The 19,758-nt window shown below is 64.7% G+C and carries 16 protein-coding genes and 1 tRNA gene; 13 read left to right on the top strand and 4 right to left on the bottom strand.

The window, feature by feature from the left end; genetic code table 11:
- Positions 1–203 precede the first annotated feature (203 nt).
- A complete protein-coding gene (locus VB672_RS02140) occupies positions 204–1,766 on the top strand; it encodes a 2-isopropylmalate synthase (RefSeq protein ID WP_329782513.1) in 1,563 nt (520 codons plus the stop codon).
- Between the two features lie 203 nt (positions 1,767–1,969).
- Here the strand turns inward: VB672_RS02140 and VB672_RS02145 are convergent.
- A tRNA-Lys gene (locus VB672_RS02145) sits at positions 1,970–2,045 on the bottom strand.
- Between the two features lie 245 nt (positions 2,046–2,290).
- On the opposite strand from VB672_RS02145, the gene VB672_RS02150 reads away from it, so the two are divergent.
- The 8 genes from VB672_RS02150 to VB672_RS02185 all read left to right on the top strand — a co-directional run bounded on the left by VB672_RS02150 (position 2,291) and on the right by VB672_RS02185 (position 12,359).
- Complete coding sequence (locus VB672_RS02150) at positions 2,291–4,597, top strand: FdhF/YdeP family oxidoreductase (RefSeq protein ID WP_329782514.1); 2,307 nt, start codon at positions 2,291–2,293, stop codon at positions 4,595–4,597.
- Entirely contained in the window at positions 4,594–5,427 is an 834-nt protein-coding gene (gene fdhD, locus VB672_RS02155) for a formate dehydrogenase accessory sulfurtransferase FdhD (RefSeq protein ID WP_442931888.1), read from the top strand. The genes VB672_RS02150 and fdhD overlap by 4 nt, the downstream gene beginning before the upstream one ends.
- 74 nt (positions 5,428–5,501) lie before the next feature.
- Entirely contained in the window at positions 5,502–6,152 is a 651-nt protein-coding gene (locus VB672_RS02160; protein ID WP_329782515.1) for a cytochrome c3 family protein, read from the top strand.
- Between the two features lie 5 nt (positions 6,153–6,157).
- A complete protein-coding gene (locus tag VB672_RS02165; RefSeq protein WP_329782516.1) occupies positions 6,158–9,070 on the top strand; it encodes a TAT-variant-translocated molybdopterin oxidoreductase in 2,913 nt (970 codons plus the stop codon).
- 4 nt (positions 9,071–9,074) lie between these two features.
- On the top strand, positions 9,075–10,388 hold the full coding sequence (gene nrfD, locus VB672_RS02170) for an NrfD/PsrC family molybdoenzyme membrane anchor subunit (protein WP_329782517.1): 1,314 nt from the start codon (positions 9,075–9,077) through the stop codon (positions 10,386–10,388).
- Positions 10,385–10,924 (top strand): DUF3341 domain-containing protein, encoded by a 540-nt coding sequence (locus VB672_RS02175; RefSeq protein ID WP_329782518.1) that lies wholly within the window; start codon positions 10,385–10,387, stop codon positions 10,922–10,924. Before nrfD ends, VB672_RS02175 begins: the two co-directional genes overlap by 4 nt.
- On the top strand, positions 10,915–11,412 hold the full coding sequence (locus VB672_RS02180; protein WP_329782519.1) for a c-type cytochrome: 498 nt from the start codon (positions 10,915–10,917) through the stop codon (positions 11,410–11,412). The genes VB672_RS02175 and VB672_RS02180 overlap by 10 nt, the downstream gene beginning before the upstream one ends.
- Positions 11,409–12,359: a hypothetical protein gene (locus tag VB672_RS02185; RefSeq protein ID WP_329782520.1), complete on the top strand. Its 951-nt coding sequence runs from the start codon at positions 11,409–11,411 to the stop codon at positions 12,357–12,359. Before VB672_RS02180 ends, VB672_RS02185 begins: the two co-directional genes overlap by 4 nt.
- Here the strand turns inward: VB672_RS02185 and VB672_RS02190 are convergent.
- Both VB672_RS02190 and VB672_RS02195 read right to left on the bottom strand, forming a co-directional pair.
- Positions 12,356–12,901, bottom strand: coding sequence for a c-type cytochrome (locus VB672_RS02190; protein WP_329782521.1), 546 nt, complete (start codon positions 12,899–12,901; stop codon positions 12,356–12,358). The genes VB672_RS02185 and VB672_RS02190 overlap by 4 nt on opposite strands.
- Positions 12,898–13,881, bottom strand: coding sequence for a cytochrome c oxidase assembly protein (locus VB672_RS02195; protein WP_329782522.1), 984 nt, complete (start codon positions 13,879–13,881; stop codon positions 12,898–12,900). The genes VB672_RS02190 and VB672_RS02195 overlap by 4 nt, the downstream gene beginning before the upstream one ends.
- A gap of 45 nt (positions 13,882–13,926) precedes the next feature.
- Between VB672_RS02195 and coxB the strand changes: the two genes are divergently transcribed.
- The 4 genes from coxB to VB672_RS02215 are packed head-to-tail and all read left to right on the top strand — an operon-like array spanning position 13,927 to position 18,430.
- Entirely contained in the window at positions 13,927–14,955 is a 1,029-nt protein-coding gene (coxB, locus tag VB672_RS02200) for a cytochrome c oxidase subunit II (protein WP_329782523.1), read from the top strand.
- Positions 14,952–17,519, top strand: coding sequence for a cbb3-type cytochrome c oxidase subunit I (locus tag VB672_RS02205; protein ID WP_329782524.1), 2,568 nt, complete (start codon positions 14,952–14,954; stop codon positions 17,517–17,519). Before coxB ends, VB672_RS02205 begins: the two co-directional genes overlap by 4 nt.
- A 1-nt stretch (position 17,520) precedes the next feature.
- Positions 17,521–17,877 carry a hypothetical protein gene (locus VB672_RS02210; protein ID WP_329782525.1) on the top strand — a complete coding sequence of 119 codons (357 nt, stop codon included), beginning with the start codon at positions 17,521–17,523 and terminating at the stop codon, positions 17,875–17,877.
- A 25-nt stretch (positions 17,878–17,902) separates the two neighbouring features.
- A complete protein-coding gene (locus VB672_RS02215) occupies positions 17,903–18,430 on the top strand; it encodes a DUF421 domain-containing protein (RefSeq protein WP_329782526.1) in 528 nt (175 codons plus the stop codon).
- Between the two features lie 5 nt (positions 18,431–18,435).
- Here VB672_RS02215 and rhaI read toward each other — a convergent pair whose 3' ends face one another.
- Positions 18,436–19,737 carry an L-rhamnose catabolism isomerase gene (gene rhaI / locus VB672_RS02220; RefSeq protein WP_329782527.1) on the bottom strand — a complete coding sequence of 434 codons (1,302 nt, stop codon included), beginning with the start codon at positions 19,735–19,737 and terminating at the stop codon, positions 18,436–18,438.
- Positions 19,738–19,758: the final 21 nt, after the last annotated feature.

Raw genomic sequence — 19,758 nt, forward strand, 5'->3', positions numbered from 1 at the left:
TGGGCAGCGATGATCATCGGCTCCCCCAGCGCATGGATGAAAGGCCCCGCTCCTGCGGCCGATCGTGCGCGTCTTCTTGGCCTCCTTCTCCTTAGCTGCCCCTGAGGGTCGGCTGGGCGTTGCCGCCTGGGCTCTCAGGGGTTCTGAAACAGCAGGAACAACCTTGAGCGCAAAGGCCGCTCCCTCCGATAAGGACTAGAACAATGACCGCTTCCGTATCCGGCTCCTCCAAGGACCGCGTTCTGATCTTCGACACGACTCTGCGCGACGGCGAGCAATGCCCCGGCGCCACCATGACCCTGGAGGAGAAGCTCGAGGTTGCGGAACTGCTCGACACCATGGGGGTCGACATCATCGAGGCCGGCTTCCCCATCGCCTCCAACGGCGACTTCGAGGCCGTCGCCCTGATTGCCAAACAGGTGAAGCGGGCCACCGTCGCCGGCCTCGCCCGGGCCATCTCGGCGGACATCGCCCGCGCCGGCGAGGCTGTGCGCCATGCGGCCCGGCCCCGCATCCATACCTTCGTCTCCACCTCGCCGATCCATCTGGCGCATCAGATGCGCAAGTCGGAAAAGGAGGTTCTGGAGATCATCACCACAACGGTGACCCAGGCGCGCAACCTGGTCGAGGACATCGAGTGGTCGGCCATGGACGCAACGCGGACGCCCATTGATTACCTGTGCCGCTGCGTGGAAGCCGCCATCAAGGCCGGCGCCACCACCATCAACCTGCCCGACACGGTGGGCTATGCGACGCCGGATGAATACCGCGCCATGTTCCGGATGGTGCGCGAGCGTGTGCCGAATGCCGACAAGGCGATCTTCTCGGCCCATTGCCACAACGATCTGGGTCTCGCGGTGGCCAATTCTCTGGCGGCCCTGGAGGGCGGAGCCCGACAGATCGAATGCACCATCAACGGCATTGGCGAACGTGCGGGCAACGCGGCGCTCGAAGAGGTCGTCATGGCGATCCGTACCCGTGGCGACGTGCTGCCCTATGAGACGGGCATCGAGAGCACCATGCTGACCCGCGCCTCGAAGCTGGCATCGGCCGCAACGTCCTTCCCGGTCCAGTACAACAAGGCCATCGTAGGCCGGAATGCCTTCGCCCATGAGAGCGGCATCCATCAGGACGGCATGCTGAAGAATGCCCAGACCTACGAGATCATGACGCCCGAGAGCGTCGGCGTGTCCAAGACCTCCCTGGTGATGGGCAAGCATTCGGGCCGCGCGGCCTTCCGCAACAAGCTGGAGGAGCTGGGCTACAGCCTTTCCGACAACCAGTTCCAGGATGCCTTCGAGCGGTTCAAGGAACTCGCTGATCGCAAGAAGCACGTTTATGACGAGGATATCGAGGCCCTGGTCGACCAGAACATCGCCATGGCCCACGACCGGATCAAGCTGGTCTCGCTCCACATCGTGGCGGGCACCCGCGGTCCCCAGCGCGCCACCATGCGACTCCAGGTCGACGACAGGATCGTCATCGAGGAGCAGGAGGGCAACGGCCCGGTGGATGCCACCTTCAATGCCATCAAGGCCCTGGTGCCTCATGAGGCGGTTCTGGAACTCTATCAGGTGCACGCGGTGACCGAGGGGACGGACGCTCAAGCGGAGGTCTCGGTGCGCCTCTCCGCCGACAATCGCAGCGTGACGTCCCGCGCGGCCGATCCGGACACCCTGGTGGCCTCCGCCCAAGCCTATCTGGGCGCTCTCAACAAGCTCATGAGCCGCGGCGCCCGCCTGCACGCCCAGCACGCGGCGGAATGAAGTTCCCGCACTTGGTACATCCCCGGATCCTCCGGGGATGTCCGACCGCCGACGATCTTCTCGATCAAGAGCATGGCTGACCGGGGAGCGGCAAAGCGAGTGAATGTTTCAGCATTGCAATGCTGTTGCCCGCCTGCAGCGGCTCCGCCCTTCGATAGGCCGGTCCAGCCTGACTGCTCGAGTTTCGATGATCTTGAAGAGATTGGTGGGTGTGCAAGGATTCGAACCTTGGACCCGCTGATTAAGAGTCAGCTGCTCTACCAACTGAGCTACACACCCGTCGCCGAAGCGCATTCAGCGGCGCGATGTCCGCTGAAGAGGCCGTGCGTGTAACAAACCGCTTGGGCGCTGTCTAGCCCGTTTTAGGCATGACGCTGCAGATTTTCATGGGACACTGTACCGGTGCCCGGTCTGGAACTTTCCATAGCGGGAATCCGCCCGCCGGAACGGTCAGGCTTTCCGAACATTGACTTAGGCTGTGACAACCGCCGCGTGTGAACGGCGGCGAGCGGGAGGCTGGCCCCATGAACGACGAGCCGAAGATCCAACCCTACTCTGGGCCTGCGGGAGGGTGGGGATCCCTCAAGTCCGTCGAAACCATTCTGACCAGGGAAGGGCGCCTGATCAGCGGCAACGCGATCCTGCTTAAGCAGAACAAGCCGGACGGTTATGCCTGCGTGAGCTGCGCATGGGCCAAACCGGCGGAGCCGCATCCGTTCGAATATTGCGAGAACGGCGCCAAGGCCACGGCGTGGGAACTGACCACGAAGCGCGTGACGCCCGAGTTCTTCGCCGGGCATACCTTGTCCGAGCTGAGAACCTGGACCGATCACGACCTCGAGGAGGCCGGGCGTCTGACGCATCCCATGCGCTGGGACGCGGGATCGGACACCTATGTGCCAGTGAGTTGGGAAGATGCCTTCCACGAGATCGGCCAGGAGCTGAAGGGTTTCGATCCGCGTCAGGTGGTGCTCTACGCCTCCGGTCGAGCCTCGCTCGAAACCTCCTACATGTGGGCGCTGTTCGCGCGGCTCTACGGCACCAACAACCTGCCGGATTCCTCCAACATGTGCCACGAAAGCACCTCGGTCGCTCTGCCCCAGAGCATCGGTGTTTCGGTGGGCACCGTCATCCTCGACGATTTCGAGAGGACGGACTGCATCCTGTTCTTCGGCCAGAATGTCGGCACCAACAGTCCGCGCATGCTCCATCCCCTCCAGGAGGCCTCGAAGCGGGGCGTCCCCATCATCACGTTCAACCCCCTGAAGGAACGAGGTCTCGAGCGCTTCACCAATCCCCAGGCACCGACCGAGATGCTGACCGGTGCTGAAACGCGCATCTCGTCGCAATACCATCAGGTGAAGATCGGCGGAGACATCGCGGCGCTCATGGGGATGGCCAAGTCCCTGATCGAGGCCGACGACCGGGCGCGGGAACTCGGAGGCAAGCTGGTTCTCGACCACGCCTTCATCGCCGAGCATACCCATGGCTTCGAGGAGTTTGCCCGGGCCGCCCGGCAGGCGTCATGGCCCGAGCTGGAGCATCGGTCCGGCCTGCCGCAGGCCACGTTGGAAGCTGCCGCCAACACCTATGCCCAGGCGAATGCCGTCATCGGCATCTACGGCATGGGGCTGACTCAGCACAAGGCCGGCGTCGAAAACGTGCAGATGCTCGTCAATCTGCTCCTCCTGCGCGGCAATATCGGCAAGCCGGGCGCCGGTATCTGTCCTGTACGAGGGCATTCCAATGTGCAGGGACAGCGCACCGTCGGCATCGCGGAAAAGCCTGAGCTGGTGCCCCTCGACAAACTCAAGGAGCAATACGGATTCGAGCCGCCGCGCTGGAAGGGCATGACCACGGTCGAGGTCTGCGAAGGCATCATCAAGGGCGAGGTGAAGGCTTTCGTGGCACTCGGCGGAAACTTCGTGCGCGCTGCGCCTGAGACGGCGGCTCTGGAACAGGCCTGGACACGCCTGCGTCTGTCGGTGCAGATCTCGACCAAGCTCAATCGCAATCATCTCATTCCAGGCGAGATTTCCTACATTCTCCCGTGTCTCGGACGCATCGAGGTTGACGAACAGGAAACCGGTCCTCAGGCTGTGTCCGTCGAGGATTCGACCGCCTGCATTCACGGATCGAAAGGCGTGGCGAAGCCGGCAAGCCCCGATCTTCTGTCCGAGCCCCGGATCGTCGCGGAGATCGCGAAGGCGACGCTCCCCGCAAACGACAAGGTTCCTTGGGATGAGTGGGTGGCCGATTATGCTCTTGTTCGCGATGCGATCGAAGAGACCTATCCGGAGGATTTTCGCGACTTCAACGAGCGCATGTGGCAGCCGGGCGGCTTTCACCGCCCCATTGCGGCGCGCGAGCGGCGCTGGAAGACCAAGACGGGCAGGGCGAACTTCATCGTGCCCAAGAGCCTGGAAGCGGATCTGGGTACCGCCGATCAGGATCCCGACGTCTTCAAGCTCATGACGGTACGCTCGAACGATCAGTTCAACACGACCGTCTACGGCTATCACGACCGCTTCAGAGGCGTGAAGGGCACCCGGATGGTCCTCTTCATGAACCGCAACGACATCGCTCGTCTGAAACTGACGGAGGGTGACTCGGTCACTCTTACGACCGCCGTCGACGATGGCGTCATGCGGCAGGTGAGCGGATTGCGCGTCACGCCCTACGAGATTCCAGAGGGTTGCTGCGCCGCCTATTACCCGGAGTGCAACCCGCTGATCCCGGTCTGGCATCATGCGGATCAGAGCAAGGTGCCGGCGGCGAAATCCATCCCGATCCGCATTTCCATGGTGCAGCAGGCGGAGGCAGCGGAATGACCTTGCACCTGTCGCCCGTCATCCGCCTGCCGCGCATGAGCGTGGCGCAGGAAACCTGCGCCGCCGGCGAACGCGTGGTGCCGGAAGAAACGCCGATTGCCCTGACCTATAACGGGTCGACCCATGCGGTGATGATGGCAAGCCCGTCGGATCTGGAGGATTTCGCCATCGGCTTCAGCCTGTCGGAGGGGATCCTTTCCGATCCTGCCGATCTTCTATCCATGGAAATCCTCGAGCACGATCTCGGATGCGAGATCAGAATGTGGTTGTCAGAGCGAAGTGGCAGCTCCTACCGGATGCGCCGGCGCGCCATGGCAGGTCCTGTCGGGTGCGGGTTATGCGGCGTGGAGTCTCTGGCCGAGGCCTCGCGTCCGGTCGATCCGGTCACGGGATCGCTTCGGCTCCAGCCCGGCGCGATCAAAACCGCCATGGCTGATCTTTCAGGGGCCCAGCGCCTGAACAGAGAGGCGCGCGCCATCCATGGGGCGGCCTTCTGGCGCCCGGAGGAGGGGCTGGTTGCCATTCGGGAGGATGTCGGTCGGCATAATGCGCTCGACAAGCTCGCCGGAGCACTGGCTCGGACATCGGAGCCTTGTTCCGATGGGCTCGTGCTTCTGACCAGTCGCGTGTCCGTCGAGATGGTGCAGAAAACGGCTCGCATGGGTGCGCCGGTCCTCGTTGCAATCTCCGCGCCGACGGCTTTGGCCGTGCGGGTGGCGGAAGGCTGCGGAATCACCCTGGTGGCCGTCGCCCGAGGCGATGCCTTCGAAGTGTTCACGCATCCGGAGCGCATGAACCTTCAGCCGGCCCAGGGAACGAAGCTGCGCTGAACCGATTGTGTCAACAGCGAAGCTTGGAAATCGGGCGCATTGCCTGACTCAGCAAAGGGTGCGCGGCACGGGCGATGGCGCAGCTCTTCACACCGGCGGCAACCACTCTGTTTCGGGTGGCGATCGTGCTCATGGGCTTGGGCGCGGTGTCGGCAGGCGTCCTGGCCTATGGCTGGGCGCGCTCCGGCAGCACCTGGAACGTGGGCAAGCCGGCGGCGCAGCCCATTCCGTTTCGCCACGATCTCCACAGCGGATCGCTCGGCATCGACTGCCGATACTGTCACTCCACGGTGGAGCGTGCGGCCGATGCCGGCATGCCTTCCGCCCAGACCTGCATGTCGTGCCATTCGCAGGTGTGGGTGGGGGCGAGCGTCCTCGACCCGGTCCGATCGAGCTTCATCCTCGGTCAGCCGATCCAATGGGCGTCCGTTCATCGTCTGCCGGATCACGCCTATTTCCACCACGCCGTTCACGTGACCAAGGGAGTCGGGTGCGAGACCTGTCACGGTCGCGTGGACCAGACGCCGAAGACGGTGAAGACCCAGACCATGTCCATGGGGTGGTGCCTTGATTGCCATCGCAATCCGGTCCCGCATCTTCGACCAAGAGAGGCGGTGTTCGCGATGGGATACGAGCCGCATGGTCGAGATCTCCCCGAGGACGTGCGCACGTTCTATCAGGAGGCCTCCCGGCGCCTCACCAGCTGCAACACATGCCATCGGTAGAAGCGATGCGTAAGGGAGCGCCATTCGATCTCGATGCCGTAAGGACCCATCTCGCGACGGAGGAGGGGGCAAGGCTCTGGCGCAGCCTGGAGGAACTGTCCGATGCGCCGGAGGTGCGCCGCTATATTGAGGCTGAGTTTCCCGACATCGTGCAGGCCGCAAGCATCGACCGGCGGACCCTGCTCCGGCTCATGAGCGCGTCCCTGGCATTGGGAGGTCTTGCGGCCTGCAACGGCAGCGAAGCCGGCAAGAACGCACCGCTCCTGTCTCAAAGCCGCAATATGCCAGGCTACACGCCTGGCGTGCCGCTCACCGTTGCCACGTCAATGCCGTTGAACGGATACGGCCGGGGCGTCCTCGTGAGGACCCAGGAAGGGCGGCCGATCAAGGTCGAGGGCAATCCGCTGCATCCGGCAAGCCTGGGTGCGACGGACGTGTTTGCCCAGGCCGAGATCCTGTCCCTCTACGACCCCGACCGCTCGGACACGCCCCTCCAGAACGGGGCACCGAGAAGCTGGGAGGAACTTACGAATTTCATCCGGCCCGTCCGCAACGAACTCGTTGTGGGAGAAGGACGGGGACTGCACATCCTGATGCCACCGACCTCGTCGCCGACCCTGCACCGGCTGATGGCACAGGCCCGGCAACTCTTTCCATTTGCGCAATGGCATTTGTTCTCACCTGTCGATGACGACAACAGGAGGATCGCTGCCACGGCCGTGTTCGGCCGTGATCTCGACTTTGTCTACGATCTGACGCAAGCCGACATCATCGTCACCCTCGGGGGCGATCTTTTCGCCGAAGAGCCAGGGCATCTGCGCTATGCGGCGGACTACCAGACAAGGCGAAGGATGCAGGACCGCCCCCTGCCGGGCCTCTACGCCGTCGAGGCACGGCTGAGCCTTGTCGGAGCCCGTGCGGACCAGCGCATCCCGCTCCGGCCAAGAGATTTCGAAGATTTCGTTCAGGTGCTTGCGGCCGCTCTCGGAGTGGGGTCCGCACCTTCATCCGCACCGCATCCGTCCGTGTCGAAGCTCGCGGACGAATTACGCCGAGCCGGAGCCCGCAGCATCGTCGTCGCGGGGCGCGAGCAACCGGCCCGGGTCCACGCCCTCGTGCATGCGATCAATGCCCGGCTCGGCGCCTTCGGCACCACGATCCGTGCCATCGACCCGGTCAGGCCGGTGTCGGCGGACACTGGGACTCTCGTCGATCTGGCAGAAGCCATCGAATCCGGTGGGGTGTCCCGCCTCGTCGTTCTCGGCGGCAACCCGGTCTATACGGCTCCCGCGGACATCGATCTGGCTTCGCTCGTTCGCCGTGTTCCGTTGTCGCTGCATCTCGGCCAGCACCGCGATGAAACGGCAGTCGTTTGCCAGTGGCATATTCCCGAGCTCCATCCGCTCGAAAGCTGGGGCGATCTGCGGGCCTTCGACGGCACGGTAGGCCTGAGGCAGCCGGTGGCGATGCCGTTGAAGCCGGGATTGAGCCAGGAGGAGTTCCTCGGCCTCCTGGCGGGACAGGGCCCGGACGGGCGCGCCCTCGTCCAGGCGACGTGGCACGAGGCCTGGGGAGAGGGCTTCGAGGAGCGGTGGGCGCGGTCTCTCGAAGGCGGCGTAATCGAAGGCTCGGCCTCGCCGCTGGTCGCGTTGACCGATCGGTTCGATGTGGCAGCGGAATTGGAAGCTCGTACCAATTCCGCTGGTATCGACGTGGTGTTCGCTCCCGATCCTTCCGTATGGGATGGCTCCTACGCAAACAACGGCTGGCTGCAGGAGCTGCCGAAGCCCCTGACGAAGCTGGTTTGGGGCAACGCTGCCCTCATCGCGCCGGAGACGGCGGCGATCTTCGGTTTGTCCTCGGGCGACGCCATCGACCTCACGGTCGAAGGGCGCGCGATCCGCGCGCCCGTGTGGATCCTGCCGGGACACGCGCCCGGTGCCGTGACGCTGACCCTGGGCTACGGCCGCCAGCGTGCCGGCAGGATCGGGAACGGCATCGGGTTCGACGCCTATGCGGTGCGACCATCGCGCCAACCCTGGATCGCTTCCGGCGAGATCAGGAAGCCTGGCGAGCGGATCCCGCTCATCTCGACGCAGCAGCATCATTCGCTGCAGGGCCGCGACATCGTGCGTGTGGTCGCACCCGGTCAGAGCGCCGTAGGGGAGAGCCCGGAACATTCCTCCCTCTATCCCGAATGGCCGTATGAGGGTCATGCCTGGGGGATGGCGATCGACCTCGATGCCTGCATCGGCTGCAACGCCTGTGTCATCGCCTGCCAGGCCGAGAACAACATCGCCGTCGTCGGGCCGGAGGAGGTGGCGAAGGGGCGGGAGATGCATTGGCTACGGGTCGACCGGTACCATGCGGGCGATCCGGCCAATCCCGGCACGTATTTCCAGCCCGTGCCCTGCATGCATTGCGAGAAGGCGCCCTGCGAGGTGGTCTGCCCCGTCAATGCGACGGTGCATTCCTCGGAAGGGCTCAACGACATGGTCTACAACCGCTGCATCGGCACGCGGACCTGCTCGAACAACTGCCCCTACAAGGTGCGCCGCTTCAACTTCCTCGACTATCAGGGCACCGACTACACCGCCTCTCCCGACGCCATGAACCCGCAGGTCACCGTCCGGGACCGCGGCGTCATGGAGAAGTGCACCTATTGCGTCCAGCGCATCGGCGCGGCGCGTGCCGATGCGCGGGTCGAGGACAGGCCTTTGCGCGACGGCGAGGTGACGACGGCCTGCCAGCAATCCTGTCCGACGCAGGCCATCGTGTTCGGCGACGTGAACGATCCCGGCAGCGCCGTGAGCCGCCTCAAGCAGAGCCCGCGCAATTACGCGCTGCTCGGCAATCTGAACACGAAGCCGCGGACGACCTATCTCGCCCGTGTCGAACCCTCCCGCGAGAACGGGTAGTCCGATGAGCAGCGAGCCCCAAGCCGTCACGAGCACGGTCGCGGAAGTTCCGCTCTCCCGCCGCTTCGGCTTGATCTGGTGGATTGCGCTCGTGGTCTCGGGCGCGTTCGTGCTGCTCCTCGGCTATACGTTGGTCTCGGTCACGATCCTCGGTGTCGGCGTCTGGGGCGTGAATATTCCCTTCGTCTGGGGCTTCGATCTCATCAACTATGCCTGGTGGATCGGCATCGCCAACGGGGCAAGCCTCTTTGCGGCCATCCTGGTGCTGCGCCGCCACGATCTGCGCACGTCCGTCAACCGCTTTGCGGAAGGCGTGGCGCTCTTTGCCGTCATTTGCGCCGGGATCTTCCCGATCTTCCATCTCGGCCGTCCCTGGCTGTTCTACTGGACATTCCCGTACCCTGCGACCTTCCAGGTCTGGCCGCAGTTCCGCAGCACCCTGACCTGGGATTTCTGGGCCATCAGCACCCATGCCATCGTCACGAGCCTGCTCTGGTATGTTGGCCTCATCCCCGATCTCGCGACCCTGCGCGACCGAGCCCGGAGCAAGACAGCAAAGCGCCTCTACGGCGTTTTCGCCCTGGGCTGGCGCGGCTCTGTCCGTCACTGGGCCTATCACCAGCGCGCCTATCGCCTCGTCGCCATCCTGGTACTGCCCCTGATCCTCATCATGCAGAGCACGGTGGCGTTCGAATTCGCCGTGACGCTCGTGCCCGACTGGCACGAGACGCGCCAGCCGCTTCATTTCGTGGCTACCGGCCTGGCGCAAGGGTTGTCCATCGTGCTCCTCGTGGCGGTCCTGCTGCGCTGGGGCCTACGGCTCGGACATTACATCGACGAGGAGGACGTCGATCTTCTGGGCAAGCTCGTTCTCGCAAGCGCCCTCGTGTCGGGCTATCTCTATCTCGACGAGATCGCGTCCGCGCTCCTTGCGGGTGGATTGGCGCAGGACGCCACGTTCAAGCGCATCACGGGCGATTATGCGGGTCTCTACTGGACGGCGATCGTCTACAGCATCCTCATCCCGCAGCTCTTCTGGCTGAAAGCCGCGCGCCAGAGCACCATTGCGGGAATCTTCGTCGGCGTCTCCATCGGCACCGGCATCTGGTTCGACCGGTACTCCATCATCGTCGGCGGCCTCCAGACGGATTATCTGCCGTCGATATCGCGCACATACAGCCCGACCCTGCCGGAGACGGGACTCTTCCTCGGAACGGTCGGCCTGTTCGCGGCGCTCCTGCTGCTGTTCGTGCGCTTCCTTCCCGTGGTCTCCATGTTCGAGATTCGGCACGATGAGCATGAGGAGAACTCCTCATGACGCATCCTCTCTATGGCTTGATGGCCGAGTTCAGGAGCCCTGACGCCCTGATGGATGCCGTCAAAGCAGCCAAGCGCGCCGGCTTCACGCGGCTTGATGCGTTCAGCCCGTTTCCGCTGTCTGATCTTGCGGAGGAACTCGGCGTTCGCACCACGGTCATTCCATGGATCGCCTTCGCGGCTGCGCTGATCGGCGCCGTCATTCAGTACGGCTCTCAATACTGGATGAATGCCGTCGATTATCCGCTCAACGTCGGCGGTCGTCCTCTCGACAGCTGGCCCGCCTTCGTTCCCGCCACATTGATCGTCGCCATCCTGTGGGCCGGCGCCGCGACCCTGATCGGGCTGCTCTTGATCCTGCGGCTGCCGCGGCTTCACCACCCGGTCTTCGCCGTTCACGGTTTCGAGCGGGTTTCCAACGATCGCTTCTTTCTGTGCATCCTGAGCGACGATCCGCTCTTCGAGCCTGCGGCCACGCGGAATTTTCTGAACGCGCTTTCGCCGGAGAACGTGCGGGAGGTTCCCGCATGCGGCTAACGGTCGGTCTCGTCAGCCTCGGTCTCCTGGCCGCCTGCGACACCGGCACCGAACAACGGGACGCCGTCGCGTCCACGCGAACAGTCCAAAGGCCATACTGGCCCGTTCCTCCGGGCGCCATCGCGCGGGGAACGGCCGCGCAGCAGGCGGCGCTGGCGCCGCCCGGGCCTCAGGTGACGCCGCAACTGGTGGCGACAGGCGAAGAGCGCTTCCGAGCCTTCTGCACGCCATGCCATGGCGTCGGCGGACGCGGCGACGGAGCGGTGGTCTCACGGGGCTTTCCACCGCCGCCGTCCTATCACGACGAGCGCCTGCGCGCATTGTCGCCTGAGCAGATCGTGCAGGTGATCACCCACGGCAAGGGCCGGATGTTTCCCTATGCCGATCGCGTGCTGCCGGAGGAACGCTGGGCCATCGCGCACTATGTCAAGAGATTGCAGGGACAGGAAACGGGCTCACCGCAGGGGCAGGAGACGGAGGGCCCATGAGCACGGTGGAGGCTTTCTACATCGTGTTCATCGCCCTCTCGGGAATCGCGATGGGCAGCCTTGCCGTTCTGATGATCGGCCACATCATGAGCGAGGACTGGCTGGCACCGGTGCGCGCGGAGGTGGAAGCCGCGGCCCTCACGATGCCCCTGCTGCTCCTCATCGGGCTTCCGCTCGCCTTCAGCCTCGAGCAGATCTTTCCCTGGGTCGGCGAGCGTTCCGGTCTGCCGCCGCTGCGGGCTTCATTTCTGAGTTCCGGCTTCTTCCTGGCGAGAAGCGTCGTCTATCTGTCGGTCTGTGCGGCACTGGCCTTCTGGCTGATCCGCGCGCGAAACGTGCGCCGGGCGAGTGCCGTCGGGCTCGCTTTCATGACGCCGATCATGAGTTTCGCAGCCTATGACTGGGTCTTGTCGCGGGAGCCGCATTGGTGGTCGAGCCTTTTCGGCTTCGCCTTCGGGCTCAGCCAGATGTTTGCCGCCCTCGCGATTGCTATCCTCGTCACCCTGCTCAAGCCCGAGCCTGCCTCGCCGGCGCGCATGAAGAGCCTGGAACGGGCGCTGCTGACGCTGGCGCTGCTGAGCGTGTGGACATGGTTCGCGCAGTTCGTGATCGTCTGGCTCGCCAACCTGCCGGGGGGCGCCGCGTGGTACATGAGGCGGTCGGACCCGGAGAGTCTTGCCCTTCTCAAGGCATCCTACCTGATGATGCTCGGGGCCATCGTGGTGCTGGTGCCTTCAGGCGTCAGCAGGATCGGCATGATCGCGGGAAGCGCGCTGGCGCTCCTCTATCATGCAACGCATACACTCTGGATCCTCCAGCCCGAGGGGGATCCTTCGTGGAACGACCTTGCCGTCATGCTCGGTGCTGCGGCCGTCTGGTTCGCCGCCTTCTCTGTCCTGATGCGCATTCGCCCGACCTATGCGGAGGAAGCGGCTGCAGAGCCCTAACGTCTCGCGTCGCGACCGACCCGCTGGTTCGGGACGATGCGGCGCGTGCGGGGCTGCGTCTCCGACGGGTCGCGGGCCGGCTGCGGGAGATCGACCGTCGTCGTCTCCTGCCCGCGGAGCGGCAGCGGCGGGTCGGGGGGATAGACAGGTCCGTCTCCGTCACCAAGGGTATAGAGATAGCTTGCCATATGGCGGGCCTGTGCCGCCGTCACCCCCTGGGCCGGCATGCCGGTCCGGGGTTTCAGGGCCACAGGATCGACCAGCCAGGCGATCAGGTTCTGCGGGGTGTTGGGCAGGAAACCGGCAAGGAGGTGCTGCTGCGCGTAATCCCTCAATTCGGGACCCACTCTCCCCCTGGCCCCTCTGACCCCGCTGATCGTGTGGCAGGTGCCGCAGCCATAGGATTGGATCAAGGCGCGTCCCTGTTCGGGCTCGCCCCCTGACATCGCGACGGACGCGGACTCGCTCTTCGGCTCGCTGCACGCGACGAGAGCGGCCAGGACAGGGACAATGGATAGGCAGGTGAGTGCGGGCCTGATCATCGGCTCTGCTTGAGGAGATCCGATGAGGCAATCGGCGGAGAGCGCCTTCGTTCCCGCCCGGGCGGCGTCACGAGGCGAAGCGCCATGAGCAAGCCGGCCACGAGATAGATCCCGCACATAGGAAGGGACATGATCGCTCCCGCCAGCTGCTGATCCTCGAGGGCGCTCAGGCCCCAATCGGCGGTCTCCGGCGTGTGATACAGAGCCTCGCGGGCGAAGCTGAGAAGGGCGCTCAGCAGGCCGCTCTGCAGCAGCGTGACGAAGCATGCGATCAGGGCGGCGGCCGCGCCCTGGCGTCCCGACCGCGCCTTGATGACACCGCGCCAGAACAGGAGCGCGGTGCCGAGGAAGAGAACGTGTTCGAGCCAATGAAGACGGTCGGAGGTGACGGCTGCATCGAACAGTATCGGAGAGTGCCAGATCCACAGGGTCGCCATATGAATCATTGCGGCCGGGATCGGCCTCGCACAGGGCGAGAGCAGGGCGAGCACCGATCTCGTCGGGCCATTGCGTGCCAGTCCGCGCCGCCACGTTTCGGGCAGGGCCCAGAGCCAGGGAACCTCCGGCTTGCCGAGCACCAGGAGTGGCGGCGCGACCGCGATCAGGAGGATGTGCTGGACCATATGGGCCGAAAGGAGCGGCTTGGACAATCCTTCCAGCGGGGACAGGAGGGCGATGGCCAGAACGGCGATGCCGCTGGAGAAGCTCAGAATCTGCGCCACCCCGAAGCCCGGAAGCAAGCGTCCGAGATGGTCCAGCAGGCGCCATACGCCGAGGATGAACAGCAGGCTCGATGCGACGAGGGGGATCGTGACGAGAGGGTCGGCCTGCCAGGAATTCCAGAGTTCGCCCGGACCGTGAGGAGCCGTGCCGTGGGCGCGGGAAGGGATGCTGAACAGGAGGACGGCCAGGGCGGGAAAGAGGCCGAGGGCCGTCTTCGGGACTCTCCACCAGTATGTTTCGCGGGAACCAAGTCTCACGGCCAAGCTTTTCCGTTCAATGCACCCAAGACCCATGTAGGGCGGATGGATCTCGAAGCCACACCGCATGGCCTTCCAGGGCGGCTGCGCACGGCAACGGCGCGTGCGGCGGCCTTTGCGTGCGCGCTGTCCCTCACGGGCTGCAGCGGCGTGCAGTCTGCGCTCGATCCGGCCGGTGGGGATGCGCTTCGGATCTACTGGCTCACCGTCATCATGACGGTCGGCGGCATCCTCATCTTTCTCCTCGTCACCGGGCTTCTGCTTTATGCGATCTTCGCACCTCCCGAGCGCCGCGCCTGGCTCGGCAGCCGCAAAACCATCGTCTATGGCGGGCTCGCCTTTCCCATCGTCGTTCTCTCCTGTCTTCTGCCCTACGGGCTGATCGTCATGCGCGACACGGACGTGCCGGTGGCGGGCGCGCTTCCTGTCGAGGTCGTCGGCGAGCAGTATTGGTGGCGGGTGAAGTACCCGGCCGAGCAGGAGCGGGCCGAATTCTCGACGGCCAACGAGCTCGTCGTTCCGGTCGGGCGGCCCGTCACCGTATCGGTGACCGCCGCCGACGTGATTCACAGCTTCTGGATCCCGAATTTCGGAGGCAAGATTGACATGATCCCGGGACGCATCAACCGCCTCACCTTCACGGCCGAACGGCCGGGCATCTATCGCGGCGTGTGCGCCGAGTTCTGCGGCGACCAGCATGCCCGCATGGCTTTCGACGTGGTGGCGCTGGAGCCCGCTGCGTTCGAGACCTGGCGGGCGGGGCAGGCGAGGCCCGCGCAGGATCCGGCCATTCCATTTCTCGCGCGGGGCCGCGAGCTGTTTCGTGCCGGAGGATGCGGCTCCTGCCATGTAGTGCGCGGAACCGAGGCGAACGGGCAGTTCGGGCCAGATCTGACCCATGTGGGCAGCCGGCGCACGATCGGGGCGGGCCAGTTTCCCAACAATGTCGGCACGCTCGCGGGCTGGATCGCCAACACGCAGCACATCAAGCCGGGCGTGCGGATGCCGTCCTACGGCTCGTTCACGGGCGAGGACCTGCGGGCCTTAGGCGGGTATCTGGAGAGCTTGAGATGAACGTGCCCGAGCGCCCCGGATCCTTCGCGCCGCCGGAGCCCGATCTCCCCAATCCGCTGCCGCGCCCCGAGGGCGAGTTCGAGGCGCTCGAGAGAGCCTGGAAGGCTCCCCGCGGCCTCAGCTTCATCACGGCCGTCAACAACACCTATGTGGGCCTGTGGTATGTGGGCACGGCGTTCCTGTTCTTCATCCTGGCCGGCATCCTCGCGCTGATCATGCGGGCCCAGCTGGCGGCGCCTGAAAGCGATCTCGTCGGGCACGATCTCTACAACCAGCTCTTCACCATGCACGGCACGGTGATGATGTTCCTCTTCGCGGTTCCCGCCGTGGAGGCGGCGAGTGTCTATCTGCTGCCGAACATGCAGGCGGCGCGAGACCTGCCGTTCCCGCGCCTCTCGGCCTACGCCTTCTGGGCCTATTTCGTCGGCGGACTCGTGTTCTTCGGCACGATCTTCTTCGGCCTCTCGCCCAACGGCGGCTGGTTCATGTATCCGCCGTTGACCGGCAGCAAGTATTCTCCGGCCGAGAACGCGGATTGGTGGCTCCTCGGCATCGGCTTCATCGAGATCTCGGCGATCGCGGGCGCCATCGAGATCATCGTCGGCGTGATGAAGACCCGCGCCGTCGGCATGAGCCTCGACAAGCTGCCCGTCTATTCCTGGGCCATGCTCGTCTTCGCCGTCATGATCGTCATCGGCTTTCCGGCAATCATCCTCGGCACGCTGCTGCTCGAGATGGAGCGCGCCTTCGACTGGCCTTTCTTCATCGCCGAGCGGGGCGGGGATCCGCTTCTGTGGCAGCACCTGTTCTGGTTCTTCGGCCATCCGGAGGTCTACATCATCTTCCTGCCCGCGACCGGCATGGTGTCGATGATCGTGCCGACCATGGCGCAGACGCCGCTCGTCGGTTATCGCTTGATCGTGCTGGCCCTGATCGCCACGGGCTTTCTCTCGTTCGGTCTCTGGGTGCACCACATGTTCGCCACGGGCCTGCCGAAGATGTCCTTGAGCTTCTTCTCGGCGGCGAGCACGGCGGTGGCCGTGCCGAGCGGCATCCAGGTCTTCGCCTGGATCGCCACCATCGCGTCGGGGCGCATGAAGCTCACCACGCCTTCGCTCTTCATCATCGGTTTCCTGTTCATCTTCACGCTCGGCGGGCTTACCGGCGTCATGGTCGCCATGGCGCCCTTCGACTGGCAGGCCCACGACAGCTACTTCGTCGTGGCGCACCTGCATTACGTGCTCATCGGCGGCATGGTGTTCCCGCTCTTCGCGGCCTTCTATTACTGGGTGCCGGTCGCGAGCAAACGGGCCCTGTCGGAGCGGCTCGGGCGCTGGGTGTTCGGCCTCATGTTCCTCGGGGTGAACGTCACGTTCCTGCCGATGCACGTCACGGGCCTCATCGGCATGCCGCGGCGCGTCTATACCTATCCGGTCGGCATGGGATGGGACGCGCTCAATCTCGTCTCTACCATCGGGGCCTTCATGATCGCCGCCGGCGTGGCGATCTTCCTCGTCGATCTGGCGAGAAACTTCCGCTTCGCCAGCGAGGACAATGCGGGCAACGTCTGGAACGCCGGAACGCTGGAATGGCTGCCGAACGGCAATTACGCCACGCGCAGCATTCCGGCGGTCGCCAGCCGCGATCCCCTATGGGATCAGCCGAACCTGCCGAAGGACGTGGAGGACGGCCGTTACTACCTGCCGGGAACGGCCACGGGAGGGCGCGAGGCGCTGGTGACGAGCCCGTTCGATGCGCGGCCGCAATACATCCTGCAGATCCCCGGACCGGGATGGCAGCCGGTCCTGGCCGCGGTGTTCACGGCGGCGTTCTTCCTGCTCCTGACGGTGAAGTTCGTCTTCACGTCCGTGATCTGCGGCGTGCTCGCGATCGGGTGCGTGATTTGGTGGCTCTGGGAGACCGATCCCGGCCCGGTCCGTCCGCCGGCCGACATCGGCGGCGGAGTCGTCATTCCGGTCTATGTCACCGGGCCGATGAACCATTCCTGGTGGGCCATGATCGTCCTCATGGTGGTCTCAGGCATGGTCTTCACCTGCCTGATCTTCTCCTATCTCTTCCTCTGGCTCGTGAACCCCGGTGCCTGGCCGCCCCAAGGCGTCGATCTGCCTGAACGGCTCTGGCCCTTCATGGCAGGTGCTCTCTATATCGTCAGCGCCGCCCTGATCGCCTATGCCAGCCGGACGCTGCGGGGCGACGACCGCCGCAGCCCGCGATCCGTGCCGGTCCTCATTGCCGCGGCGCTGCTGTTCGTCGCCGGAGCGTCCGCGGCGGATCTCTGGGTGCAGTGGCGATCCGGCTTGAGCCCGTCGGCCCATGCCTATGGAGCTGCGGTCTACGCCATCGTGTCGCTGCAGATCTTCTTCGTGCTGACGACCCTCGTCATGGGGCTCTACACCATCGCCCGCTGGCTAGCCGGCAGGCTCGACAGCGTCCGGCGGACCACCTTCGATAACACTATGCTGTTCTGGTACTACACGGTCGGCCAGGGATTGGTCGGCCTCGCCGTCGTCCATGGTTTCCCGCGCCTGACCGGAGGTCTGTAGCATGAGCGGTCGCCGGACCGGACAGGTCCTCCTGATGCTGGCCGGGCTTCTCGCATGGGCGGTCCAGTTCACCATCATTTACGGAGCGACTTCGACCCTGTGCGGCCGGGAGTGGGCCGACACGACCTTTCTCGGGATCGGACTGATTCATGCGGTTGTCCTGGTGTCGACCTTTGCGGCCCTCATCGTCACCGCCCTGGCGTTGGCGTGGTCGCTTCGAACATTTCGACGGCTGAACGAGCAGGCGCCCCCGGCGGATCTGTTCATGACCCAGGCCGGAGCGCTGACCAGTGGTCTCTCGCTGATCGCTATTCTCTGGCAGGGACTTCCTGCCTTCATCCTTCCGGCCTGCGCTTAAGGGCCCCTTAGCAAGAGGTTTTCCGATGATCGACTGGCAGGAGATGTTCATACCCGTTCATTCGATCCCGGAGATCGTCCTTCGCGGGACGATGACCTACATCATGCTGTTCCTGATCCTCAGATTCCTGCTCAAGCGGCAGACCGGGGTGATCGGGGTCGCAGACCTGCTCGTGATCGTCCTCATCGCCGATGCGGCGCAGAACGCGATGGCGAACGAGTACAAGTCGATCACGGAGGGGACGCTCCTCGTCCTCACCATCGTGTTCTGGAACTACGCCATCGACTGGCTCGGCTTCCGCTTTCCGGCTTTCCAGCGCCTCACCCGACCGCCGCCGCTTCTGCTGATCGAGAACGGCAAGATGCTGCCGCGGAACATGCGGAAGGAGATGATCACGACGGAGGAACTCAACAGCCAGCTTCGGGAGCAGGGGATCGAGCACTGCTCCGACGTGAAGAAGGCCTATATCGAGGGCGACGGAACGATCAGCATCATCCGGAAGGACAAGGCCGAGACCGGCGGTAACACCGAGACGCTGAAGGGGATAGGCTAGATCCCTCAGACGATGCCGCCGCCGCCGCCGCCGCCGACAACGGCCGGCCGCTCCTTGGCGATGCTCTGCCGGTAGCCGCTGGCGCGGTAGGCGGCAATCGGGTCGATGGCGCCGCCGGCCTGCAGGCGCGCCATCGCCAGGATCGGCTCGACATCGGTGCGGTAGGCCGACTTCAGGGTCTCCGAGGCCATGAGGGCATCGTTGTCGTCCTGGTAGCCTTCGAGCGCCTTGCGATCGACGAGCAGTGCCTGGGCATAAGCGCGGCGGATCTCGTTGGCGCTGCGGATCAGGCTTTCGATGGGATCGGTCACATTGTGCGACTGGTCGATCATATGAGCCGGGTGGAAGTTCTCCGCTCCGCGATGCTCGGCATCGACCAACTCGTTGAAGACGAGGAACAGGCGGTGGGGGTCGATGGAGCCCGTGTCGAGATCGTCGTCGCCGTACTTCGAATCGTTGAAGTGGAAGCCGCCGAGCTTTCTGAACTGGATCAGGCGGGCCACGATCATCTCGATATTGACGTTCGGCGCATGGTGGCCGAGATCGACGAGGCAATAGGCCTTCTCGCCGAGTTCCGTCGCGATCAGGTAGTTGGTGCCCCAGTCTTGCACGACGGTCGAATAGAAGGCCGGCTCGTACATCTTGTGCTCGGAGAAGATCCGCCAATCCCCCGGCAGCCGCTTGTAGATCGCTTTCATCGAGTCGAGGTAGCGCTCGAAGCTCCGGGTGAAGTTCGTCTGGCCCGGGAAGTTCGAGCCGTCGCCGATCCAGACCGTCAGCGCCTTTGATCCGATCGCCTGGCCGATCTCGATGCATTCGATGTTGTGCTCGACGGCCTGCTGGCGCGTTGCGGCATCGGTGTGGCTCAGGGAGCCGAACTTGTAGCTCTTCTCCTGGCCCGGCGCATCGGAGAAGGTGTTGGAGTTCATGGCGTCGAAGCCGAGCCCCAGCGCATCGCCATGCGTCTTGAGCCGCCGCGGATCGTCGACCTTGTCCCACGGGATGTGGAGCGAGACGGTCGGCGTCGCGCGGGTGAGCTGATGGATCACGGCGCAGTCGTCGAGCTTGTCGAAGATGTTGCGCGGCTCGCCGGTCCCCGGGAATCGTGCGAACCGCGTGCCCCCTGTGCCGACACCCCAGGATGGAACCGCCACGAAGAACTGGGCGACCTTGGCGGTGATGGCATCGACATCGTTGCCCTCGCGCGCAAGTCTGGCACCCAGAGCATCGTAATCCGCCCTCAAGGCGCTCTGGCGCTTCTCGTTGTCGGCGGCGACGACTTCTTCCGCAATCCTTTGTTCCGTCATGGCGTCCTCCCTGGGCAGAGC

It is taken from the genome of Microvirga sp. CF3016 (genome assembly GCF_036314085.1).
In the GTDB taxonomy this organism is placed as follows: Bacteria; Pseudomonadota; Alphaproteobacteria; order Rhizobiales; family Beijerinckiaceae; genus Microvirga.

Bases quoted from the DNA above. Each gene is read 5' to 3' on its own strand.
- VB672_RS02140 (WP_329782513.1), top strand. From the start codon at position 204: ATGACCGCTTCCGTATCCGGCTCCTCCAAGGACCGCGTTCTGATCTTC.
- VB672_RS02150 (WP_329782514.1), top strand. From the start codon at position 2,291: ATGAACGACGAGCCGAAGATCCAACCCTACTCTGGGCCTGCGGGAGGG.
- fdhD (WP_442931888.1), top strand. From the start codon at position 4,594: ATGACCTTGCACCTGTCGCCCGTCATCCGCCTGCCGCGCATGAGCGTG.
- VB672_RS02160 (WP_329782515.1), top strand. From the start codon at position 5,502: ATGGCGCAGCTCTTCACACCGGCGGCAACCACTCTGTTTCGGGTGGCG.
- VB672_RS02165 (WP_329782516.1), top strand. From the start codon at position 6,158: ATGCGTAAGGGAGCGCCATTCGATCTCGATGCCGTAAGGACCCATCTC.
- nrfD (WP_329782517.1), top strand. From the start codon at position 9,075: ATGAGCAGCGAGCCCCAAGCCGTCACGAGCACGGTCGCGGAAGTTCCG.
- VB672_RS02175 (WP_329782518.1), top strand. From the start codon at position 10,385: ATGACGCATCCTCTCTATGGCTTGATGGCCGAGTTCAGGAGCCCTGAC.
- VB672_RS02180 (WP_329782519.1), top strand. From the start codon at position 10,915: ATGCGGCTAACGGTCGGTCTCGTCAGCCTCGGTCTCCTGGCCGCCTGC.
- VB672_RS02185 (WP_329782520.1), top strand. From the start codon at position 11,409: ATGAGCACGGTGGAGGCTTTCTACATCGTGTTCATCGCCCTCTCGGGA.
- VB672_RS02190 (WP_329782521.1), bottom strand. From the start codon at position 12,901: ATGATCAGGCCCGCACTCACCTGCCTATCCATTGTCCCTGTCCTGGCC.
- coxB (WP_329782523.1), top strand. From the start codon at position 13,927: ATGGATCTCGAAGCCACACCGCATGGCCTTCCAGGGCGGCTGCGCACG.
- VB672_RS02205 (WP_329782524.1), top strand. From the start codon at position 14,952: ATGAACGTGCCCGAGCGCCCCGGATCCTTCGCGCCGCCGGAGCCCGAT.
- VB672_RS02210 (WP_329782525.1), top strand. From the start codon at position 17,521: ATGAGCGGTCGCCGGACCGGACAGGTCCTCCTGATGCTGGCCGGGCTT.
- VB672_RS02215 (WP_329782526.1), top strand. From the start codon at position 17,903: ATGATCGACTGGCAGGAGATGTTCATACCCGTTCATTCGATCCCGGAG.
- rhaI (WP_329782527.1), bottom strand. From the start codon at position 19,737: ATGACGGAACAAAGGATTGCGGAAGAAGTCGTCGCCGCCGACAACGAG.